Source organism: Thalassoglobus polymorphus (assembly GCF_007744255.1).
Lineage (GTDB): Bacteria > Planctomycetota > Planctomycetia > Planctomycetales > Planctomycetaceae > Thalassoglobus > Thalassoglobus polymorphus.
In genome coordinates this window covers 4,725,955-4,746,316 of record NZ_CP036267.1, presented here as the reverse complement: position 1 = coordinate 4,746,316, position 20,362 = coordinate 4,725,955, and the positions used below count along the sequence as shown (strand labels likewise).

16 protein-coding genes are annotated in these 20,362 nt (G+C 50.7%); 6 read left to right on the top strand and 10 right to left on the bottom strand.

What is annotated here, in order from left to right:
• Positions 1 to 140: 140 nt before the first annotated feature.
• The 5 genes from yajC to rpsL all read right to left on the bottom strand — a co-directional run bounded on the left by yajC (position 141) and on the right by rpsL (position 5,487).
• Positions 141 to 497, bottom strand: coding sequence for a preprotein translocase subunit YajC (gene yajC, locus Mal48_RS17120; RefSeq protein ID WP_197441785.1), 357 nt, complete (start codon positions 495 to 497; stop codon positions 141 to 143).
• A 551-nt stretch (positions 498 to 1,048) separates the two neighbouring features.
• Positions 1,049 to 2,167, bottom strand: coding sequence for a tRNA guanosine(34) transglycosylase Tgt (gene tgt / locus Mal48_RS17115; protein WP_145202333.1), 1,119 nt, complete (start codon positions 2,165 to 2,167; stop codon positions 1,049 to 1,051).
• Positions 2,168 to 2,276: 109 nt separating this feature from the next.
• Complete coding sequence (gene fusA / locus Mal48_RS17110) at positions 2,277 to 4,352, bottom strand: elongation factor G (protein WP_145202330.1); 2,076 nt, start codon at positions 4,350 to 4,352, stop codon at positions 2,277 to 2,279.
• 167 nt (positions 4,353 to 4,519) lie between these two features.
• Positions 4,520 to 4,993: a 30S ribosomal protein S7 gene (gene rpsG, locus Mal48_RS17105; RefSeq protein WP_145202327.1), complete on the bottom strand. Its 474-nt coding sequence runs from the start codon at positions 4,991 to 4,993 to the stop codon at positions 4,520 to 4,522.
• Positions 4,994 to 5,115: 122 nt separating this feature from the next.
• Positions 5,116 to 5,487 carry a 30S ribosomal protein S12 gene (gene rpsL / locus Mal48_RS17100; RefSeq protein WP_145202325.1) on the bottom strand — a complete coding sequence of 124 codons (372 nt, stop codon included), beginning with the start codon at positions 5,485 to 5,487 and terminating at the stop codon, positions 5,116 to 5,118.
• Between the two features lie 583 nt (positions 5,488 to 6,070).
• On the opposite strand from rpsL, the gene mgtE reads away from it, so the two are divergent.
• The 4 genes from mgtE to Mal48_RS17080 all read left to right on the top strand — a co-directional run bounded on the left by mgtE (position 6,071) and on the right by Mal48_RS17080 (position 9,757).
• A complete protein-coding gene (mgtE, locus tag Mal48_RS17095) occupies positions 6,071 to 7,396 on the top strand; it encodes a magnesium transporter (protein WP_231739648.1) in 1,326 nt (441 codons plus the stop codon).
• Positions 7,397 to 7,501: 105 nt separating this feature from the next.
• Positions 7,502 to 8,185, top strand: a complete 684-nt coding sequence (locus tag Mal48_RS17090; protein WP_145202322.1) for a tetratricopeptide repeat protein — start codon at positions 7,502 to 7,504, stop codon at positions 8,183 to 8,185.
• Positions 8,186 to 8,314: 129 nt separating this feature from the next.
• Positions 8,315 to 9,124, top strand: a complete 810-nt coding sequence (locus Mal48_RS17085; protein ID WP_197441784.1) for a metallophosphoesterase — start codon at positions 8,315 to 8,317, stop codon at positions 9,122 to 9,124.
• Between the two features lie 93 nt (positions 9,125 to 9,217).
• Positions 9,218 to 9,757 (top strand): hypothetical protein, encoded by a 540-nt coding sequence (locus tag Mal48_RS17080; protein ID WP_145202312.1) that lies wholly within the window; start codon positions 9,218 to 9,220, stop codon positions 9,755 to 9,757.
• 67 nt (positions 9,758 to 9,824) lie between these two features.
• On the opposite strand, the gene Mal48_RS17075 is transcribed toward Mal48_RS17080, so the two are convergent.
• The 3 genes from Mal48_RS17075 to Mal48_RS17065 form a co-directional block, all read right to left on the bottom strand.
• The gene (locus Mal48_RS17075) at positions 9,825 to 11,819 is read right to left on the bottom strand and encodes a redoxin domain-containing protein (protein WP_197441783.1); all 1,995 of its coding nucleotides are present in this window, start codon (positions 11,817 to 11,819) and stop codon (positions 9,825 to 9,827) included.
• A 109-nt stretch (positions 11,820 to 11,928) separates the two neighbouring features.
• Positions 11,929 to 12,663, bottom strand: a complete 735-nt coding sequence (locus Mal48_RS17070; RefSeq protein ID WP_145202306.1) for a PIG-L family deacetylase — start codon at positions 12,661 to 12,663, stop codon at positions 11,929 to 11,931.
• On the bottom strand, positions 12,660 to 13,571 hold the full coding sequence (locus Mal48_RS17065; RefSeq protein ID WP_145202303.1) for an alpha/beta fold hydrolase: 912 nt from the start codon (positions 13,569 to 13,571) through the stop codon (positions 12,660 to 12,662). Before Mal48_RS17065 ends, Mal48_RS17070 begins: the two co-directional genes overlap by 4 nt.
• A gap of 222 nt (positions 13,572 to 13,793) precedes the next feature.
• Here Mal48_RS17065 and rpsT point away from each other — a divergent pair, with 222 nt between their 5' ends.
• On the top strand, positions 13,794 to 14,063 hold the full coding sequence (gene rpsT / locus Mal48_RS17060) for a 30S ribosomal protein S20 (protein ID WP_145202300.1): 270 nt from the start codon (positions 13,794 to 13,796) through the stop codon (positions 14,061 to 14,063).
• A gap of 374 nt (positions 14,064 to 14,437) precedes the next feature.
• Positions 14,438 to 15,580 carry a methionine adenosyltransferase gene (metK, locus tag Mal48_RS17055; protein ID WP_145202297.1) on the top strand — a complete coding sequence of 381 codons (1,143 nt, stop codon included), beginning with the start codon at positions 14,438 to 14,440 and terminating at the stop codon, positions 15,578 to 15,580.
• Between the two features lie 124 nt (positions 15,581 to 15,704).
• Here metK and Mal48_RS17050 read toward each other — a convergent pair whose 3' ends face one another.
• Positions 15,705 to 17,318 (bottom strand): ArnT family glycosyltransferase, encoded by a 1,614-nt coding sequence (locus Mal48_RS17050; RefSeq protein WP_145202294.1) that lies wholly within the window; start codon positions 17,316 to 17,318, stop codon positions 15,705 to 15,707.
• A gap of 474 nt (positions 17,319 to 17,792) precedes the next feature.
• Positions 17,793 to 20,135 (bottom strand): carboxylesterase family protein, encoded by a 2,343-nt coding sequence (locus tag Mal48_RS17045; RefSeq protein WP_197441782.1) that lies wholly within the window; start codon positions 20,133 to 20,135, stop codon positions 17,793 to 17,795.
• Positions 20,136 to 20,362: the final 227 nt, after the last annotated feature.

Here is a 20,362-nt window from a genome sequence, read left to right as displayed (position 1 = left end):
CTGACAATCCTGCCAGCTGAACGACTAATTTGAAAAGGCCACGGTCAATGAGTTCTGTTGAGGTCGACTTCGACTGACAAAACGACTGTGATTCACCGTGCTTGAACACCTGGGTTTTGAATTCTTTTTACTTCCAGCTACTACGATTTCTCAGCGTCTTTCTTCTCTGTAGAAACCACTTCTCGAATCGCGGATGCCTGAAGCTTGATCCGTGTGTTGTCATCAACTCTGATGGTCACTGTCGATTTGTCCTCTGAAACTGACACGACGGTTCCCAACATTCCACCAATGGTGACGATGGGGTCGTTCTTCTTCAGATTTGCAGTCATTTCGTTACGGCGAGCCTTATCTTTGGCATCAGACCGACCAAATAAGGTTTGCATCACAAAAAGAAGCAAAAGTGGAGGACCAAACAGGATCAGCATGGACATCATGCTTCCCCCGCCTTCGGCGTCTTTCTCGGTGACTTCTTCAGCCAACAACAGAAATTGAGACATTAAAATCGTCATAAAACTCATCATTTCTCTGGAATCACGCCACTTTTGATTACGTTTTTCCTCTGGATTGAAGTCCCAAACGCACTCTGCGCACACCGCTGGCGGACCTCAGCAAGTCGACAGTTTAGGGATCACTCCCAATCCCGACAAGATGTGCATGCCCAAACTCTTGGTCAGAGTTCGACTTAATCGCATTTAGGAATTGGACACTGATCACCATTTCAGTCCAGTAGGAATCTTTTTGGTCATACTTTTGAGTTAATGTCTGTTCGTTTGAACACTTTTTTGTCGAGCGAGGAACTTGGGAGCAAGAGCAATATCAGGAAGGGGCTTTTCTGTTTGCTTCGTAACGGGCAAGTCTATGGAGTCAAAAAATGACCTTCGCGGGCATGAGGAGTGTTGAATCTGCTCTAGCCGAATCTGTCTTTCGCTGTACTCTTTGGCGTTGCCTGTGGTCTGTTGGGTATGACCCTGTTTGATTGTTGCTCGTTAAATTCAGCTCGTTTGAAGCCTCTTGAATGTCCGCATCGTGCAAGCGAATTCTTGTTTTTTTACTTTCCTCCAGAAGTTCGAGCAAGAAACTCTGCTCGATATTCCATTCCCGCGTTCGCCATGATCGCTGTTTTTAGTTCCCGAACAACTTTTTGATAAAATGCCAGATTGTGGACTGAGAGCAGCATTGGTCCGAGCATCTCTCCAACTGTGAATAGATGGCGCATGAAGCCACGACTGTAGTCAGTGCAAGTGGGGCAATCGCATTCCGGGTCCAAGGGGCCGGTGTCTGTTTGATGCTTGAGGTTCCGCATCTTGATCTTGCCCTGGCTCGTAAAGGCTGTTGCGTTTCGGGCATTTCGAGTCGGCATGACACAATCGAATAGATCAATTCCGCGGAGAACTCCTTCAATGATGTCAATCGGTCGGCCGACTCCCATGAGGTATCGCGGCTTGTTGACCGGGAGCATTGGTGTGGTGACATCAAGAGTCGAGTACATTTCTTCGGGGGCTTCGCCAACACTTAAGCCTCCGACTGCATAGCCGGGAAACTCAAGTGGAAGCAATCCTTGAGCGGAGCGTTCACGCAGCTTTGGGTTCGTCGCTCCCTGGACAATTCCAAAGAGTGCCTGGTCCTCTCGTTGGTGTGAATCACGACAGAGTTGCGCCCAGCGTGTTGTTCGGTCAACTGCTTCTTCAAGGCGAGAGACAGGTGCATCGTGCGGAGGGCACTCATCGAGACACATGATGCAATCTGCCCCGAGGTCTTCCTGAATCTGCATTGCTCGAGCGGGTGTCAGCTCCAGTAAACTGCCGTCGACGTGCGACTTGAATACAACCTTGTCGTTGTCAAGTTGTCGAAGTTCAGTGAGGCTGAAGATCTGGAATCCGCCGCTGTCTGTGAGGATCGGCCCATTCCAGTTCATGAACCGATGCAATCCGCCCAGCTCTTTAACTACCTTTTCGCCCGGTCGGAGTGCCAAATGGTAGGTGTTCGCCAAGATCATCTGGGCACCAACTTCCTGAAGTTGATGCGGCCAGACTCCTTTGACGCTTCCGCGTGTCCCGACTGGCATGAAGGCTGGTGTCTCGACGGTTCCGTGCGGAGTGTCCCAGCGACCCACTCGTGCCATCGAGTTGGCATCAGTGTGATCGAGATGAAACTGGAAGTGAGGCATGCAGGGCGGTAATAATCAGGAACTGGAAGGCGGGGAGAAGAAAGAATTCTTTTGAGGCAAGCTCTCAGCTTAGAGCGAAACGTCATTCTGTCAGTCTGACAGGTTGTTCTTAACCGAGGAATTCTTTCATGACCGACGCGGGGGCTAAGTCGTATTTCAGTGGTTGCATAGAAAACGATGCTCGTCCTTGTGACAAGCTGCGTACATGCGAGGAGTATCCGAACATGTTTGCGAGTGAGACTTCGGCCTGCAAGGCGGTCAAGTGCCCACGGATTTCGCTGGCGAAGATCTTAGCCATACGCTGATTCAAGTCTGCTTGAATATTACCGACGAAGTCAGAAGGGGTAACCACTTCCAGCTTCATGACAGGCTCAAGCAGTGAGATCGTCGCGTTGTTCAAAGCTGACTGAACGGCGTGTGCCGATGCTGAGCGAAGAGCCTCTTCGTTTGTTTCCCCGTCTCGGTATCCGACATCGAGAATCGTGATGCGAACTTTCATCAAAGGGAAGCCGACAATTCCACCCGACTGGGCTGATTCGGAAACAGCTTCGCGAACAATTCTGTCGATCTCACCAGGAAGGGTTCCTGGAGGAATTTCGGATGTGACGACTATGTTTGTGTCTTCTGCTCCCGGCTCGATTCGGACTTTCACACTGGCGAAGTGGGTATCTCCCTGGCTCGAACGATTGAATTCTTCCTGAGCCTCACCAGCTGCGGTGACGGTTTCTCGGTAAGAGACACGTGGTTTGTGAACACGCACATTGAGGTTGAAGTCTCGCTGCATGCGCTCCTTAAGAACTTCAAGGTGTAATTCACCCATTCCGCTGATGATAGTCTGGCCTGTTTCCTCGCTGACTTGTGTTTTGAAGGTCGGGTCTTGGCGACTGAGCCGAACGAGCGCGTCTTCAAGTTTTTTCTTGTCGCCACTTGTCTCTGGTTCGACTGCCATCGAGATGACCGTTTCTGGAAAGATAATTGACTCCAGCAAGATGGGGTGTTGCTGCGGACAAAGGGTGTCACCGGTAGCGACAGCTTTTGGGCCGATGATTCCGCAGATGTCGCCCGCTTCGACGAGATCGGTTTCGACTTTCTCTCTTGAGTCAGCTTGGATGTGCCAGATTTGGCTGCAAAACTCTTTCTTGCCTGTGCGTGGGTTCAGGAGTCGCGATCCTGATTTCAACACACCAGAATAAACACGAACAAAGCAAAGGTCAGCGTGTTTGTCTGCGACGATTTTGAAAATGAGTGCCGCTAACGGTTCGTCGTTTTTGGCGTGGCGAACAAGCTCTGTACTCTCATTTCTTTTTGGGTTGGGATTGATCCCCTTGACTGGCGGGATATCTAGTGGGCTGGGCAAGTAGCGGTTTACGCCGTCTAAAATTGGTTGAACACCGATGTAATCGAGTGACGAGCCTGTGAATGTTGGCTGTAATTCACCAGTCAGCGTCGCTTCGCGAATCAGTCGGTGAATAGTTTCCTCTGGCAGGTCGCCGTTCTCGAAGTATTCTTCCATCGCAGCTTCATCACGTTCCGCGACGGTTTCGATCAGTTTTTGACGGTACTCCGCAGCCATCTCCTGCAGTTCTTCTGGAATCTCTTTCTCTTCAATGCTTTGTCCCTGGGAATCGGGGTCAAAATACAGAGCCTTGTTTTTGACTAAATCAATGATCCCTTCGAAGTCGTGTTCGGCGCCAATTGGGAGGAATAAAGGGAGGGGATTGCCATGCAAACGTTTACGGATTTGCTCCAGAACATTTTCGAAATTGGCTCCGATGCGATCCATTTTGTTGATGAAACACATGCGCGGAGTTTTGTATTCGTCGGCCTGCCGCCAGACAGTTTCCGATTGAGCCTCCACACCTTCCACGGCACTGAAGATGACGACCGCTCCGTCGAGGACGCGCAAACTTCTCTGTACCTCAGCTGTAAAGTCGACGTGCCCCGGCGTGTCGATCAAATTGATAGTGCAGTCTTTCCACTTGCATGTCACTGCCGCTGAGTAAATTGTGATCCCACGTTTTGCTTCTTCTTCGTCGAAGTCGGTCTCAGTGTTCCCGTCGTCCACGTTCCCCATTCGGTGAATCGCACCTGTGTAGTAAAGGATGCGTTCCGTGGTCGTCGTTTTGCCTGCATCGATATGCGCGACGATTCCAATATTTCGTAGCTTTTCAATAGGTCCAGGCATTTTGGATCATCTGGTTAGGTTGAGAGTTCAGTGATGTGACTCTCGGACTGAAAAATGGGTATTTTAAGAGTGTTTGTCGTCTTGGAGCTGAACTGACTTCGAACTCAGTTCAAAAAAAAAGCCTGTCCATCCGTTGCAGGACGACAGGCGTGATTTCTTTGAGCATGTTACCAAGCGAAGTGGGCAAATGCTTTGTTTGCATCAGCCATACGATGTACGTTTTCTCGCTTAGTGACAGAGATACCTTCTTTTTTGTAGGCAGCAACAATTTCATCAGCCAGTGAGAGAGCGGTCGGCCGGCCTTTACGACCGCGAACAGCTTCCAGCATCCAGCGGATGGACAATGTTTGTTGGCGCTTCGCGCTTACTGGAGTCGGAACCTGATAGGTGGCTCCACCAACTCGTTTAGAGCGAACTTCAATCTGTGGCTTGACGTTGTCGACAGCTTGAGTGAAGACCTCCAAAGGCTCTTCTTCAGTGATACGTTTCGCCACTTCGTCCATGGCGTCGTAGAAGACTCGTAGAGCGATGCTTTTCTTGCCATCACGCATGAGGCAATTGACGAACTTCGAAACGAGTTTCGAATTGAATTTGGGGTCTCCGATCAGTTGATCTCGACTCGCTGTAAACCGCTTAGCCATGGAATCCTGAACCTACTTCTCAATTTCCAACAATAGATGTAATCAACATTTGTCTTGAATCAACAATGTTTTCGGTATTGTCTTTGGTGGCAAACTTCGTGGTTGTTCGACACAACCGAAATTTACTTAGGACGTTTCGCTCCGTAGCGACTACGTGCCTGCTTTCGACCATTAACTGCCAATGTATCAAGGACACCACGGATCACTTTGTAGCGAACACCGGGCAAGTCGCGAACACGACCACCACGCACAAGAACAATGGAGTGCTCTTGAAGGTTGTGACCTTCACCGGGGATGTAAGCTGTCAGTTCTTTCCCATTTGAAAGACGAACACGTGCGATTTTTCGCAGAGCAGAGTTCGGCTTCTTAGGTGTCATTGTTCGCACATGCAAACAGACGCCACGTCGCTGAGGGGAACCCTCAAGCAAAGGGGTTTTCGACTTGGAAGTCAGTTTTTTTCGTGGTTTTCGAACTAACTGGTTAATTGTAGGCATGAATCAATTCGCAGTTTTGAATTTCATAACGCTGAGCCGTTACCCGTGCTTGGTAACGAAAATCTCAAAAATACTCGCTGACACTTCAGTATTTCATCTGTTTTTGCGGACCGGCAACGAACAATAACCGTTCCCATGAAAGTGGACGTGAGTCATCACGAATCGCTTTCAATGTTTCCAATTGCTTTGCTTCAAACGGGTTCCGTCAATCCTGGTGGATTGACTTTGCCAATAATTGCATCTGCGCAAAAGCCCCTGCGTCAGTGGAATCGCGAACTTTAACTAGCAGGATTCCAATGGTCAAGTCGACACGAATCCTCTTCTCCAGAGTTCCGCCATTCTTTGGAGGTCTGGAATGGATGAGCGAACAGTCCTTGCCGATGGTGCGGATACATTGAGTCAGGGGCTTCCTCATGTGGCTTATTGCTTGCGTTCTGCATTGTTTCATCGGCTGTCACATCGCTGATTTCCTCTCACTCTGCTAAAATCTCGCAGAACTGGCATTCCGCTCGCTTTTCTCGCACACTTTCAACCACAATTCATTCGAATGAACATGGTTTCGTCGATATTTCACTCGTTATTAATGCCTGACCTGCTCCAGATGATTCAGGAGAAGGACGAGCAAGGGTTGCGCGAGTTTTGCGAAGCACTCTTTCCCGGTGTTGTTGCAGAAATGCTCGACGAACTGGGAGCCACTGAGGCTTGGGAAGTCTTGAAACATGCTCCGGCGGAAGTTCAGGCCGAAATTTTCCCATTCTTCTCGATACACTTTCAGGTCCAACTCGTTGACCTGATTGGCACCCAGGCACTTTCGCAAATCATCGAAGATATGTCTCCCGATGATCGTGTGGATTTGCTGGAGCGACTCGATCCTGAGCATGTTGAGAGTGTGCTGCGGTTAGTCGCCCAGGCGGAGCGGAGCGACATTCGCAAGTTGCTCTCTTATCCGGAGGACAGTGCCGGATCGATTATGACCACGGAGTATGCTTCGCTCCCGGTTGAGATTACGGTCAAAGAGGCTCTTGATCGATTGCGTGTTCAGGCGCCGAGTCGAGAGACCATTTATTACGTCTATGTCACTGATGAAGGCCGGCATCTGCAGGGGTTTCTTTCGTTACGAAAATTGATCCTCGAAAAACCGAATACAAAACTCGGGGATATCATGCAGCGAGATGTGATCTCGGTGCGTGTCGATGAAGATCAAGAAGTCGTTGCACAGGAGATTGCAAGGTACGACTTCATCGCGATTCCCGTCGTCGACAATCAGAACCGTCTCGTCGGCATCGTAACTCACGATGACGCGGCCGACGTCATGGAAGAAGAGGCCACTGAAGATGCCCATATGTTGGGGGCGGTTCAGCCACTCGAAGATGGCTACGTCGCGACTCCCTTCTTTGAGCTCGCCAGAAAACGTGGGGTCTGGCTCATTATTCTGCTTGGAGCAGCTTCCCTGACTGCCAGAGTTTTGCAACTGGTCGGGCCAACGGAGTCTGGCTCATGGATGGTATTGTTTCTTCCAATGGTTCTCGCAAGCGGCGGGAATGCCGGGTCGCAGTCTGCGACATTAGTGATTCGTGCTCTTGCGCTCGATGAGACAAAAGGGAGAGTCCCGTGGATCGCCTGGAGAGAAATTCGAATCGGAGCCTTGCTCGGTTCCGTGTTAGCGGCTCTCTCATTTTTCCTTGCACAGTTGATGGTCGGGAATCAGGCTTCAGTCGTGGTGATGTTGACGGTGTTTTGTGTCGTGTCCGTGGGAACGATCACGGGGGCGATGCTCCCCTTGGGGCTCAAGCGTCTCGGACTCGATCCGGCGTTTATGTCGACCCCGCTCATCGCCGCCTTAAGCGATATGTTCGGAGTGGTAATTTACTACACGACAGCGAGTTTTGCGGTTCATCTGATTTTCTAAAATTGAAGAAGCCACTAGACTTATTGTATCGTTTTCAGTTGAATTGAATTGGCTCAGTTGAAATGTCATGACCGAAATCAATGCCTCAAGGGATGGGAGTTTCTTATGTTTCGCACTCGAATTCAAAACGGGTTTGTTGGCCTACTCGTGATCGCTGCTACAGCAACTCCGTTGTGGGCTCAAGGTGCTCGACCATCTCCGGCGGAGATTAAGTCTCTTGATTCCAAAGCTGCAAAGGTTGAACAGGACTTCCTGAAGAGTCTGGTTGAACTCGCCACCGACTATGAAAAGGCGGGCGATGTTGAGCGAGCCAAGGAGATGTTGCAGTCCATTCTGAAAATTAAACCGAACTCTGAAAGCGTGAAGTCGAAGTTGACAGAATTTGAGAACGAGGTTTTCGACAGGAAGTCGACAACCATGGATTTGGATGTTTCACGTGGCTGGACAAATGCCGGAGTGATGGTCACCAAGGATCAGCCCATCCGTGTCGAAGCAACCGGTTCCTATCGACTGATGGTCAACGAAGAGCTTGGCCCCAAAGGGTACGTGCAAAAAGATGCCGCACAAGATCTCATTTCCAGCGTCCCCACGGGAGCACTCATCGGAATGATTGCCCCTGTGAAGCGAAAGCGGAACCAAAAGCCGCCAGTCCCATTTCTGCTAGGCGATGCGAAAGAGCTGAAGCCATCTGAAAGCGGCATTCTGTTTGTGCGGGTCAACACTCCTCCCCAGGCCAAATGTACCGGGAAGATCAAAGTCAAGCTGAGCGGCAACATTACTCGTCCGTAAAACCTCGCTCAGGATTGATGGCTCTCCAGTGCTTAAAGCGACCTTCCGCGAGACTTGTCGTGACGAGTCTCAGCCAGCGGTGTTCCTGCTCGCGGTCCGTGTCGAAATTGCATTCAAAGAAGGAAGATTGTGAAGTTTGAAACGAGCATCAGTGGTCCGGTTGCGGTGATTGGTGATGTCCACGGCCAGGTTGAGAAGCTCAAACGCATTCTGGATCGATTGCGAAAACGTGAAGACTACCAGCGTCGTTGGATCGTACTTATTGGCGATCTTGTCGATCGAGGTCCCGACACGAAAGGGGTGATTGATCTCGTCTTGTCGAATATTGCAGAGCATCCGCGAACTATTGTGATTTCCGGAAACCACGAGCTTGCGATGAGTGGATCGCTGGGGATTCATGAAGCTGCCGATGAGGATAATTGGGCCAGTCGTTGGCTGGATCACTACGGTTCGCATCAAACCTTCGAAAGCTATCAGGTTCCATTTGGGGAAATCGAAAAGCTCCGTGATGCGATGCCAGATGATCATTTAGCTTTGCTGGAGAACCTTCCCTGGGCCGTGGAACACCCCGAGTATTATTTTGTCCATTCAGGTCTCGAAGCGAAAACACCATTTGAAACTCAAAGACGGATCTTGGCAGCTCGTGACTTCTCGTTGAATCGTCCGAGTTGGCTTTGCTCGAAGAGGCTGCCATTTCAGGATCCTCCTGAGGATTGCCATCAGGTTGTCGTTTCCGGTCATGCTTATGTCCCGCAAGTTGTGTTCGCACGCTCCAGACTTCTTGTCGACACGACTGGTGGAACGGGCGGAAGCATGAGCTGCGTGCTGCTTCCTGAGAATCAGATTATTTTCTCAAATCCAGAAGAAGCGAACGAACCGCTTTGGAAGCCGAACAGCATGATGAGCGATCTGAACCTTTCGCCAATATACCGCAGGTAACAGGCCTTGCAGCTCGTGATGGTGTGAGCGAAAGTAGACTTTGGAGAATTCGCAGTATCTCGCAACAGAGTGTCTCGCATCAGGGTAGGGGCTATGACCGAGCTTCGACAGATTCCATATGAGATGCTTCCCAAGCGGTCTGATGAGCCGAACCCGCTCGTGGTTCTCCTCGTGATGCTGGTGATTGGGGGAGTCGGCTACGGATCTTACTCTGCCGTAAAGTATATCTATGTCAACTTCGGAAGTTCGGTCTCGGAAGAGGATATCGTGCCCGAAGAAGGTTCGGGCTCTTCTGACATTGCTCAACAGAATTCACACCAGCCTCTGCAAGAATCTAACGCACCTCAGGCGGAGCAGGTACAGGCAACCCGGTCAGAGCAACTGCTTGACCGAACAGATCGAGAAAAGGCGAAGCGAGAGATCGCATTTTCGAATGGAGCGATGTGGTGGGGAGACCGGATCCTTAAAAGCTTTGTTGGAATGGGTGTGTCACTCCTTGCTGCGATGATCGGACTTGGAATCTTTATGAACTGCATGACTGGACTGCACAACAGTGTTCCTGCAGTCTTCGCGCTGTTCATGCTCTTCGTCATCGCTGTGATTTGGCCCTGGATTTACTTCTTCTTTTTCTAGAGCAGTTTGCCACGAAATGGGTCGCGAACACCAATTTGAAAAATGCGGGTTTGAAAATGGATTCGGCTCAGATTTTCCGCTTCTGTTTCAGGTGTTGGAACACTTTATCCAGCTCGTCTTCTGAGATTGCTCCATCCTTGTTGAGGTCCATTTTCTTGAAAGACTTGTTGATCAGCGGATGAGCCTCCGCCTCCTTAGGGGAGACGCTTTTGTCGCCATCTTTGTCGACAAGTTTCAAGATAAGATCAACATTGAGTAAGTTTGCGGGGACGTTTTTTGCGTCGTTTTCCTCTTCTGGGTTCACGGGTAATAAGACATCGTAATAGCCGAGCATCATTTCATCCCATGACTGATCGCCCCAGCGAACAGTGGCAGATGGGTCAGGGTTGGCGAGGTTGTCTTTGCTGTTGTCGAACTTGGCGGTGCAGAGAAGTCGCGTGCCTTTCGGCATTTCGCGAGGCTCAGCGAGGACGTAACGAGTTTGCCAATTGAAGTCATAATTCGGCACGTTTAATAACACTTCACGTGTTCCGTCCGGGAGCAGGGCTTCGTACTTGAAGGACTGTCCTCGCAGGTGCATATGTGGAGACATTGAAAGCAGCTTCAAGTTTCCGGGGCTCTCACCCGATCGTGCTGTGACAACCTGGTCAGACTTGAAAGGTTTCAGTTCGAAGGAAGCATTTCCCGCGTGCATCGTGACGATCTTGTGTGTCACTTTTTCCGGTTCTGTGAAGATGAAACCGACAGTGCTCAGGTCTTCCTGCTCGGTCCCCACCGGCGTGTAGTGCATCTCGAATCGCAACGCAGAGCCAGCTGGGATTTTCTTGGCGATCCCTTCAGCATAGTTCTCTATTCTTAAACCAGGGACGTAGGCACAGAAGAATTCGTGCTCGCGCGTGTGCATCCCGTTTGGGTGGACATAAACAATAATGTGATGGACAACAGCACTGTTACCCGGCTTCGCTTCAGAGGCGATAACCCATTTGTCTTCTGTGAATTTCGGATCGACCCAGAAGCGTTGGTAGGGAATTCCTCGCGGCCCTGCATCGGCAGCGACCTTGAATGGCTTCTCTGCCATTTCGAAAATAACGTCTGGTTCTTTCGGGAGTTGCCAGCCACTCACGTACTCAACTGGTTCCGGAAGGTCAGCCGGGTTTCCTTGAGGAGATCCGTTCTTAACCCATTCGTAAATGAGTTTTTTCTCTTGTGCGGTCAAGCTGCTGTCGTTCGCAAATTTTCCATGTTTTGGATCAGCGTGCCAGGGTGGCATTCGTTGTTCGCGGACAACTTCTTCGATCATCGGTCCCCAGCCGAGGACATCTTCGTAGGTCTCAAGTGAAAACGGCGCGACCTCACCTTCGCGGTGGCAACTTGCGCAGTTCTTCTGAAAGATTCTCGATATCTGGTTTGAGTAAGTGACCGAACTGTTTTCGTTGGGTTTCTGTGCTCGTGCAATGATGCAGCCTAGTGGCTGAGTTTGCTTGACCGAAACCTGCTTGCCGGCGAGTAATTCATCAATCGCAATTTTCAAATCGGTTCGAGTCGGTTGATCGCGGACGATTCCGATGACGTATTGATCATCAACGCGGCCCTCGTACTGGATGGTTCGACGTTGATCAAGCAGAAAGACTTGTGGAGTTCGTTGTGCCCCGGCTGCGTCGGCGAGAGTTTGGGCCGGATCTTTAAGAACCGGGTAGGTCAGTTTGTGCTCTCGCGCCCACGCAGCGATTTCCGATATGGAATCCTGGATGAGTGAATCAACCGCGATGATGGTGAGTTGTTCTTTGCCGTATTGCTGCGAAAGCTGCTCCAGTCGACCGGCGTAGAGTTTCGCCAGGGGGCAATCTGTTCCGATAAATGCGAGAACGACAAGTTGTGACTCGTCAAAGTCGGAGAGGGTGTATTTCTTGCCCTGATAGTCATTGAGCTCAAATTCGCTGATCACATCGCCCACCCCAGCCAATGCTGTGCTGCAGGTTGTGATGCAGTAGGCCATGATGATGGCAAGAAGTGTCGAAAAGGGTCTTCGTGACAGTTTTTCAGGCGTCTCTTTTTCAGGCATCTCTGTAAGCACCTTCGTTAGCAACAGTCGGTTTCGGCATTGTACCCCATTCATTGCGAACAGGTTTCAACTCTTATGGACTCGCGTCTTCCCCGGAGTCGTCACGCTTTCAAAGCCCGAATGTTTGAACAAGGTCTTTCACGACATTGGGTTTAGGTGAAATCAGAAGTTCGCCTGCCTCAATATTGTGGGTTTGTCCCAACAGGCGGGCTTGACTCTCAACGAGGGTGAAAACTCGTTTCTTTTCAGGCGGAAACTGTGTTTTGTAGGCTCGGATCGCTGCCATTTTTTGTTCCAGACAGCCAGAAATGTCGGTCACAAAGGCTCCCGGTTGGTCCGCAGATTTCAGTGATCCAAAACCGAGTGGATACCATAATAATTGTTTCACAGTGTGAACCGGCAAATTGTCGAATTCGGCATCCCACTTCGTCAGTCGGGAATAAAAGACCCCGGCGTCGGTGATTTGCATGGCTTGCCAGTGATCGGGGGAGGCCATTGGAGTTTTGTCTGCGATACCCAAAACAACCGATGGGCGATAGCGTCGAAACACCTTGGCGAGCGCCACTCGTGACTCATAATTATCAAAGAGGCGTCGATTTGGGAGATCCAGTTGCTCTCGAACCTGTACGCCCAGGATTTCTGCCGCATCCAAGGCTTCCTGTGCTCGGACCTCGGGACCGGGGCTCAACGGAGTCGGTTCACCATCTGTTAGGTCGACGATTCCGACGCGGTAACCCTGTTTGACGAGGTTGGCAAGTGTCCCGCCAATTGCGATTTCGACATCATCGGGATGGGCACCTACTGCGATGACATCCAAAGGTTCGGGCAGTTCTTGATCGGTCATGCTGTTTCTGATTTCGGGATCTCAAAGAACTCACGCAGCGATTTCACCAAACGGTGCGGGTGAGTCAGGTACGGGTAATGTCCAGAGGTGTGCATCCAGGAGACTTGCGAGTTCGTCAACTGCTTATTCAGCCACTCTTGTTGATCTGTAATATATTGTCCGTCACCCTCGGTTCTCAGGATGAGAATCTCATGGGGGATCTCTTTGACTCGCTCACGTAGATCTGTATGTGTTGATGCCAGCATCCTTCGCGAGGCATCAGAAACGTTTGTCTGGTACGTCTCACCAAGCAGAAAGCTGAATCTTGTTTTATCAAATGGTGGGAACCAGGGGCGGTGATTCTGGATTTGCGTCGAAACCCAGCCCGGAACTCTCCGCATTGTGACGGGGAGGCGTTTCCCAATTTTCAACAGGAGACGCTCCGCAGTTGTTAAGGTTCCTTCCATCCAACCACTTTGCAAGGCTGCCTTCTTCACGACATTCGGAGTCGTAGACATCATTCGCAGGCAAATAGGGACGGTGAATGTTGAGGCGTAGATGTCGACAGGCCCGCCAAACAGTTCAGTCAGGACGCTTGCGTAAGCGTCTGCTGATTTGGCAACGAGTTCGCTCTCGGGCGGGTTTTTGTCGAACTGTGGGTGATCGAGCAACCAGCATTGTCGATCATTTCTCAGAAGCCAGGCTGTGAGTGCGTAAAGCCTTGGTGTGCCGAGAGTTCCGGGGAGGAAAATCAGCGGGGGTCCACTCCCGAATTGGGTCGCTGTCACGGTTCCACCTTCAAAAGCCACCGGCCCCTGCCGCATTTCTTCCTGGAAAGAATGGACAATATCTTGAGATTCGAGCGGAGTAGGGCACGGTTCCCGTTGTTCCTCAATGGGAGCAACTTCGCTTGATGGTTGGTCTGACATGTGAAATGCGACAGGCAAAATTCTCAGGCAATTGGATAGTTGCCTGCTATTGTAATCAAAAACAATGAGTGGGAAGCCTCGGAATCAGAAATTTCGCAATCAGGAGTCGATTTTCTCTGGAAGGAGTCGAATCCTGTCGCTATGATGCCTGTTTGGCCTGAACTGCGGTGGAACTGCGTCAGGATTGCCACTCATTGAGTTTGTACTTCTACTAAATCAATTATGCCGAACTCACCCAACGCAAAAAAAGCTCTTCGCCAAAGCGAGAAACGTCGTCTTGCTAAAAAGCCGCAACGCGCTGCGTTACGGACTGTCCTCAAAAAGGCTCGCGAAGCAGTGACCGCTGATGATCAGGCTGCTGCAGAGTCTGCATTTCGCCTCGCGGTGAAGAAGCTCGATCAGGCAGCTTCAAAAGGGCTCATTCACAAAAATGTGGCGGCTCGTACTAAATCACGGCTTTCTTCATTGAAGAAGAAGAGTCAGTCGTCATAGTTGACTCAGTGGGAATCCACTCAGTGATCTTGATGATCTCTTGATATCGAAAGACGACTCTCTCAGAGTCGTCTTTTTCGTTTCCCAATCGTCGGGAAATCTCTCATCCTGCTTCAATTGTGCGTTCGCCAATGCTATTGAATTCAATAGGATAGTTTTCCCGCTTCGACGTGGTTAATATCGCAGTCTTCTCGAAGTTTTACTTCGCGGAATCATTTGAATTGCGAATCTATCGCCCCTGTCACCGTCATTGTATACGGACAGGATTCTCCTTCCCGAGTGGCACTGTCTCACGGCACTGCCTTACATCGAGGAGGGCGAACTAAGCTCATACTCCCCAAAGGACATTTGGACTTCAAAAGGATCTTCGACCCATGGCAAATAATTTCATCTTCACCAGCGAATCGGTCAGCATGGGGCATCCGGACAAAGTTTCGGATCAGGTTTCCGATGGCGTTCTAGATGCTTTGCTCGAGCAGGATCCCAATTCTCGATGCGCCTGTGAAACTCTCTGCACAACCGACTTTCTGATGCTCGCTGGTGAAATTCGCACCAGTGCCGACGTTGACTACGAAGCAGTCGCCCGCAAAGCCGTTCGCGAGATCGGTTATACCAGCGACGACATCGGCTTTAACGCCGATACCTGCGAAGTCGCTGTTCGGCTTCACCAGCAAAGTGCCGACATCGCGATGGGTGTCGATACCGATGGTGCGGGTGACCAGGGCTTGATGTTCGGATACGCCTGTGATCAAACCGAAGAACTCATGCCGTTGCCGATTGCAATCTCGCATCGAATTTTAAACCACCTTGCAGATTTGCGATTTAAAAACGACGTTGACTGGTTGCTCCCCGATAGCAAAAGTCAGGTCTCTATCCAATACGAAGATGGAAAGCCCGTCGGCATCACAGCTGTTGTTTTATCAACACAGCACCGTGAATCGGTCAATCAAAAACAGATCGAAGAATATGTTCGTGAGAACGTCCTTCCAGCGACCGTTCCCGCAGAGCTTCTCAACGACAAAACACAATACCACGTGAACCCAACAGGTCAGTTTATCATCGGTGGCCCTCATGGTGACTGTGGATTGACCGGGCGAAAAATCATCGTCGATACTTATGGCGGTTGGGGACGACATGGTGGAGGGGCTTTCAGTGGAAAAGACTCGACCAAAGTCGACCGCTCAGCAGCTTACATGGCTCGCTATGTTGCCAAGAATATCGTCGCTTCCGGCTTGGCCACCGAATGCGAAGTTCAACTTGCTTACGCCATTGGTGTCGTTGACCCTGTGAGTATCCGAGTTGATACCAACGGGACAGCAACTGTCGATGAAGCCAAACTGGAAGCAGCCGTTCGCGAAGTTTTCCCACTTAATCCAAAGGGAATCATCGAACACCTTCAACTCCGTCGACCAATCTTCCGAGAAACCGCTCACGGCGGCCACTTCGGTCGAACCGGAGACGCCTTCACTTGGGAAAACACCGACAAAGCAGAAGCTCTCAAAAGCGCAGTCAGTTAATATCTGAACACTGACGCCATAAAGTTTCAAAACAGCACACTCTAAAAAAGTGTGCTGTTTTTTTACGCGCATCCCAATCAGCGCCCAAAATATTGGTCTTATGGCGCAATGCCTTGATGGCTTGCTACGGTTGGGTGTCGGGGAGCTTTTTTGAGTACAGTTCGGCGTAGCAGGCCCATTTGTCTTCTTTGAGACCATATGCGTGGATGAACTTCACAGTGAGGTGACGCTCGAGTTCACTCTGATCGCCGTAACGGCTGAGGATGAGATAGTCGTATTGAGTCTCTTGAAGCTGAAAGTATTGCGGCATGATTTGCGCTAAAAGTGTGGTTCGACCCGAAGCGACGAAATCAAATGCAAACTGTGTGTCTACAGCGTATACGCTCTGGGCAGGCATGCTCTGGATGAGATTACGTGCAAATCGTGGTGAATTGTAATTCGGATCGTCCAAGTGGGTCAGGTGGACAGCAAGTGTGCGCAGACCTGAACCAGGCAGAAATACAAAAGCACAGAGACTGACGACCGCGAAGTAGAACGGCCAGTTTTTTCTTCCTCCGTTTTCTGGTCGTGGAGGCGGTCGAGTTGTCTGATCGTCCTTTGGCTCGCTTCTGATTTCATTGTTGTAGCCTGCCCTCGCAAAGTTCGGGGAAGTCCTCGGGATCGTCACTCTTTCCTGCATTTCGAACAGTTGCTCTATGGCCGCTCCGACACTCGGAAAAGCGAGAGCTGCGAAGTAGACCCAGTATCCCAGAGTCGGATGATGTGTGCCGACTGCGACAGAAAGGATGTATATGGATGACCAGGCACACAGACAAACGGCGAGCAGGTGAGTCTTCGCGGACCGAAAGGCATGCAGGCTCGTCATCGTCAAGCCAGCTAGCACGACAATCGCTTGTAGAGTTCCAATGTGTGCCCAAAGATGCCGGGCGTGGTACTCCATCGATTCCAACGGAAAGATGGCGCGCTCCCAAAGTGGAGGGCCATAGTCGCTGAGGAGCTGATTGGTGAATTGTACACGAAAGACTTCCGGATGCATCGCGATGAGCGGAATCCAAAGCGAGCAAGCGAGCCCTGCTACCGCTCCAAGAATGAGTGGATTTCTTAGTCGCTGCCAGCCACGTGAGCAAATCGCAACCCACGCTGCAGCTTGAATGGCGTAGACAATGGCAAACGGATGAGTCAAACCACCCAGCCCGATTCCGAGACCTGCCAGAAAAAGACTCTTCACGTTTCTTGTTTCTTGCCACTTCAAAAGCATGAGAATGACAGCGACTCCAAAAGTCGCGCACAGGATGTCTGGTCGAGCTGTAGTGGCGGGAAAGTAAAACCATCGCGAAATTGACAGCATCGCTACAGTCCAGAGCGAGGCGATTGAGGAAATGCCGATCTCGCGGCACAGGCGGTATACCAGTCCCAGCAACACGACTCCCGCTAAGGCGGAGGCCAACCGAGCTGTTCCGTAAACTGCGGGGAAAATCAGGTAGAAGGGTGCTTGATAATAGAAGTAGAGTGGAGGTTCCGAGTAGAGAGCTTCGTCGGCGTGGTAGTACACGGATTCTGGATTGCGTGCGGGAACGTGTGGGAGTTTTGGGATTCCACTACTCAGGATTGTGAACCCCGGGACGGCGTAGCAGTCTTCATCTTGTCCGCCCGGTTGCAGGTACATGATGGGGACGCGGATAGCAAGAAACGCAAGACATATCAGAGATAAGAGCCACTTGGCCTGACAAGTCTTCACAGTTTGCCCTCTGTTTTGTTAGCCCGGTTGAGTACCGCAGGTACGAGAGCATTTTCGATGCGTATCGTGCCCGAGACGTTCACTGACATGGCTTCTAAGTCTGCTCTTAACGAGGCAGGCGTCATAACCAATCTTGGATTGGCTGAAGAAGCGCGAAAGTGTCCCAGAAAGTCTGCATGACCCGGGAAGACTCGTCAAGAGAAGCTTCAGGATGCATCAGTGAAGAAAGGTATTGGGGGACGTGACACGACTCGGGAACAGCGGACTTCCGAGCGATGCCTCAGGCTTCATGAACAGTTTGGACAGTATGGACAATTGACTCAGCAACTGTCTGTTTGAGCAATTGTAGGTGATATCTTGCGCGTACCGAGTCGAACAACATTCGACGATCTGGGACAGGAAAATTCTGTGAGACCAGCATGAAGCGAGTCGCATGATGCGGGGCGGCGTGTCGGTGTGTTGTTCGAGTCTCTCTTACAATTCGACTTTGGCCCAGTAAAGGCGTTTTCGGTCACCGGTTTCTCTGAGGCGAGTCAGCATGGTTTTGATCGAAGGTTGAATGAATTCGTTCCGGCCACGTTTCATGTTGAAGCGGATTTGAATCCGTTCGTCGAAGTCAACAAGTTCTGGTGCCAGCCAGACTGTGACTCCGCTGCCTGGGACCTGAGCATAGACAACATTTCCTGGTGTTGCTTTTCCAAAGATTGGTTTCGCTTTGCGCTGTGAATAAATGTCTGCTGGGAACAGATCGTCTCGAAGTCCTTTGGCGTCGATCCAGTTGAAGCTGCTTTCCGATCGCCGCATTGTTCCAGCTTCAAACTCTTTGACTTCGGAAAGTGGAGGACGTTGTTGCAGTTGCATCCATGCAAAGATTTTTTCCTGCTCTTCGTAGTAGGACTCATAGCCACGACTTTTGTAGACGCACAGAATGACATTCTGGCGGTGTTTCATCATCGTGTTGAGGACGTTTGCGTTTGTATCGAGTGTGGTGCGATCGCGGTCGCCGTTTACGAGATACCAACTGAGATCTGGTCCGTTTTCCCAGTAGTAATTGCAAATCCTTCCGCACACACCAGTGATCGGAATCACCCCGGCGAACCAGTCTGGGCGAGACATTCCGATATCGAGGCAGGCATCCCCTCCCATTCCGTGGCCGGCAAGGTAAACGCGGTCTGAGTCAATTCGATACCGTTTTCTGACGTCCTGAATGGACTTCGTCACGACTTCATGGGCGGTTGTGTTTCCTCCATACGAAGTGGCGATCTCGTCGCAGTATTTCGGAGCGATGACGATGTAGCCTCGTCGTTGCGACCAGCCTTGTTTTTGTTGATTACCGCCCCACCAGTTGAGAGTTTCGTTTTCTGTCCGGCCGCTTGCACGCAACACGACCAGCAAGGGGTACTCGCGATGTGGTGAATAGCCGGGAGGAAGCATGATCGAATAACTCGTTGGAGCTTCATCCGCGCTGACGGGGACGACTCGCTGATCGATTTGTCCGGGAGGAAGGAACGGCCCCATGAGTGGTGGCGGAAGCAGAGGGATCATCTGAACGATACGTTCCATTCCGATGAATTCCAGCCCGGTCAGTTGTTCGATTAACTCGTCGTCATGAAGTGGGTCCTCGGCATTGCGTAGAAATTCCAGAGTCAGGAAACGAGCTTTCCAAAGAAGAATCGCTTCGTTCAAGTCAAGGATTGCATTTGCTTCGCCCAGAACCCAACCGCTGTAGGCCAGCGCCAGTTTTTGGTCTGGGGAGAGTGAGTCATCAACCTTAGAGCGCAGGAAAGGGTTGAGCCGATCAATCGTATCGATTGTCAGTTCAGCAAGAAGCTTTGCTCGCAGCGAACGTAGTTTGTCGGCCTGCTTCTCATCGATCTTTGCCTGCAACATATCGAGCATGAGGACGACTTCGTCTCGTTTTTGTAATGCTTCCTCGTACTCGGCGAGTATTTCTCGTGACGTTCTGTAAAGCGTTCCGCTCACCTTATCCACAGGAGTTGCTTTGGCAAAAGTGATTGCGAGTTGGTGTTGTCCGGCTTTGCGGCGAGAATCGATTTCGTGAAAACTTTCTCGAGCGCGTGCTTCATAGATTTGGCTTCGGTAGTCCTCTGCCCAGTCTTTCAGTTCGGGAAACTCTTCCGAGATGCGGTCGAGTTCCGCTTCAGCCTGCTTCAGCATTTTGGCTTGAACAAAGAAGACAACCGCTGCCTTTCGTTCGTTTGGATCGGAACGGTTAGAAGCTTGTTCAATGAGTGAAAGCAGAATTTCGGGCTGGAGCGTGTAGGTGTCGAGATAGTATTCCCACTGGTGAGTGAGAGAATCGACTTTGAACGAATTGGGCCGGAGTTCGGTGATCCCCTGGATGATTGGGGTTCGCTCTTGATTGACGGTGAGGAAAACTGTCCGCCTGCCGAACTGGTCAAATGGTTCGATCTGTGAAAACCCCCCTACAGTCGATGGTCCCGCTTTGCGGCTGGTACGCTGATGTTTCAGGTCAAAAGTGATTTGTCTCGCGAGGTCATCGCTTTCCAAAACATCTTCGACGAGTAATCGATTGACAAAATATCGGCGCACGTCATCGTCAATCATCCAGAACTGGTCAATGCGGACGTTTCCTTTGACGTTTCGATTGACCACTGAGGCAGTGAGTCCAGGAACTTTGACAGCAGTTCCGTCGAGCAGAGTTCCATCTTTCAGTAATACCTCATCGGCTGCAGCGGGTTGGCTCATCAGGAAGAGGCAGACGCTCAGCAGGGTGAGTTGTCGCAAGCCAAAGGCCGTGAGGTGTTTCTTTTGGACGTTCTGAAGGGTCAGCATTTCAGTTGTTCCAAGATTCATCAGGTAAGAACATCTTCAGCATACATTGTTATTGAGGAGAGCCGCTACCAATCAGTACAGACTGAGAGTTTGGGACACGAATCGCACATTTGGCATCATGCCTGCAGACTGAAGCTGGTGAGAAGGCACAGAGTCCCCTTCAATCTATCGACTTCATCATTCGCGAGATGATCCGAATTGCCAGGAGTTTTATGCCCTTCGCAACG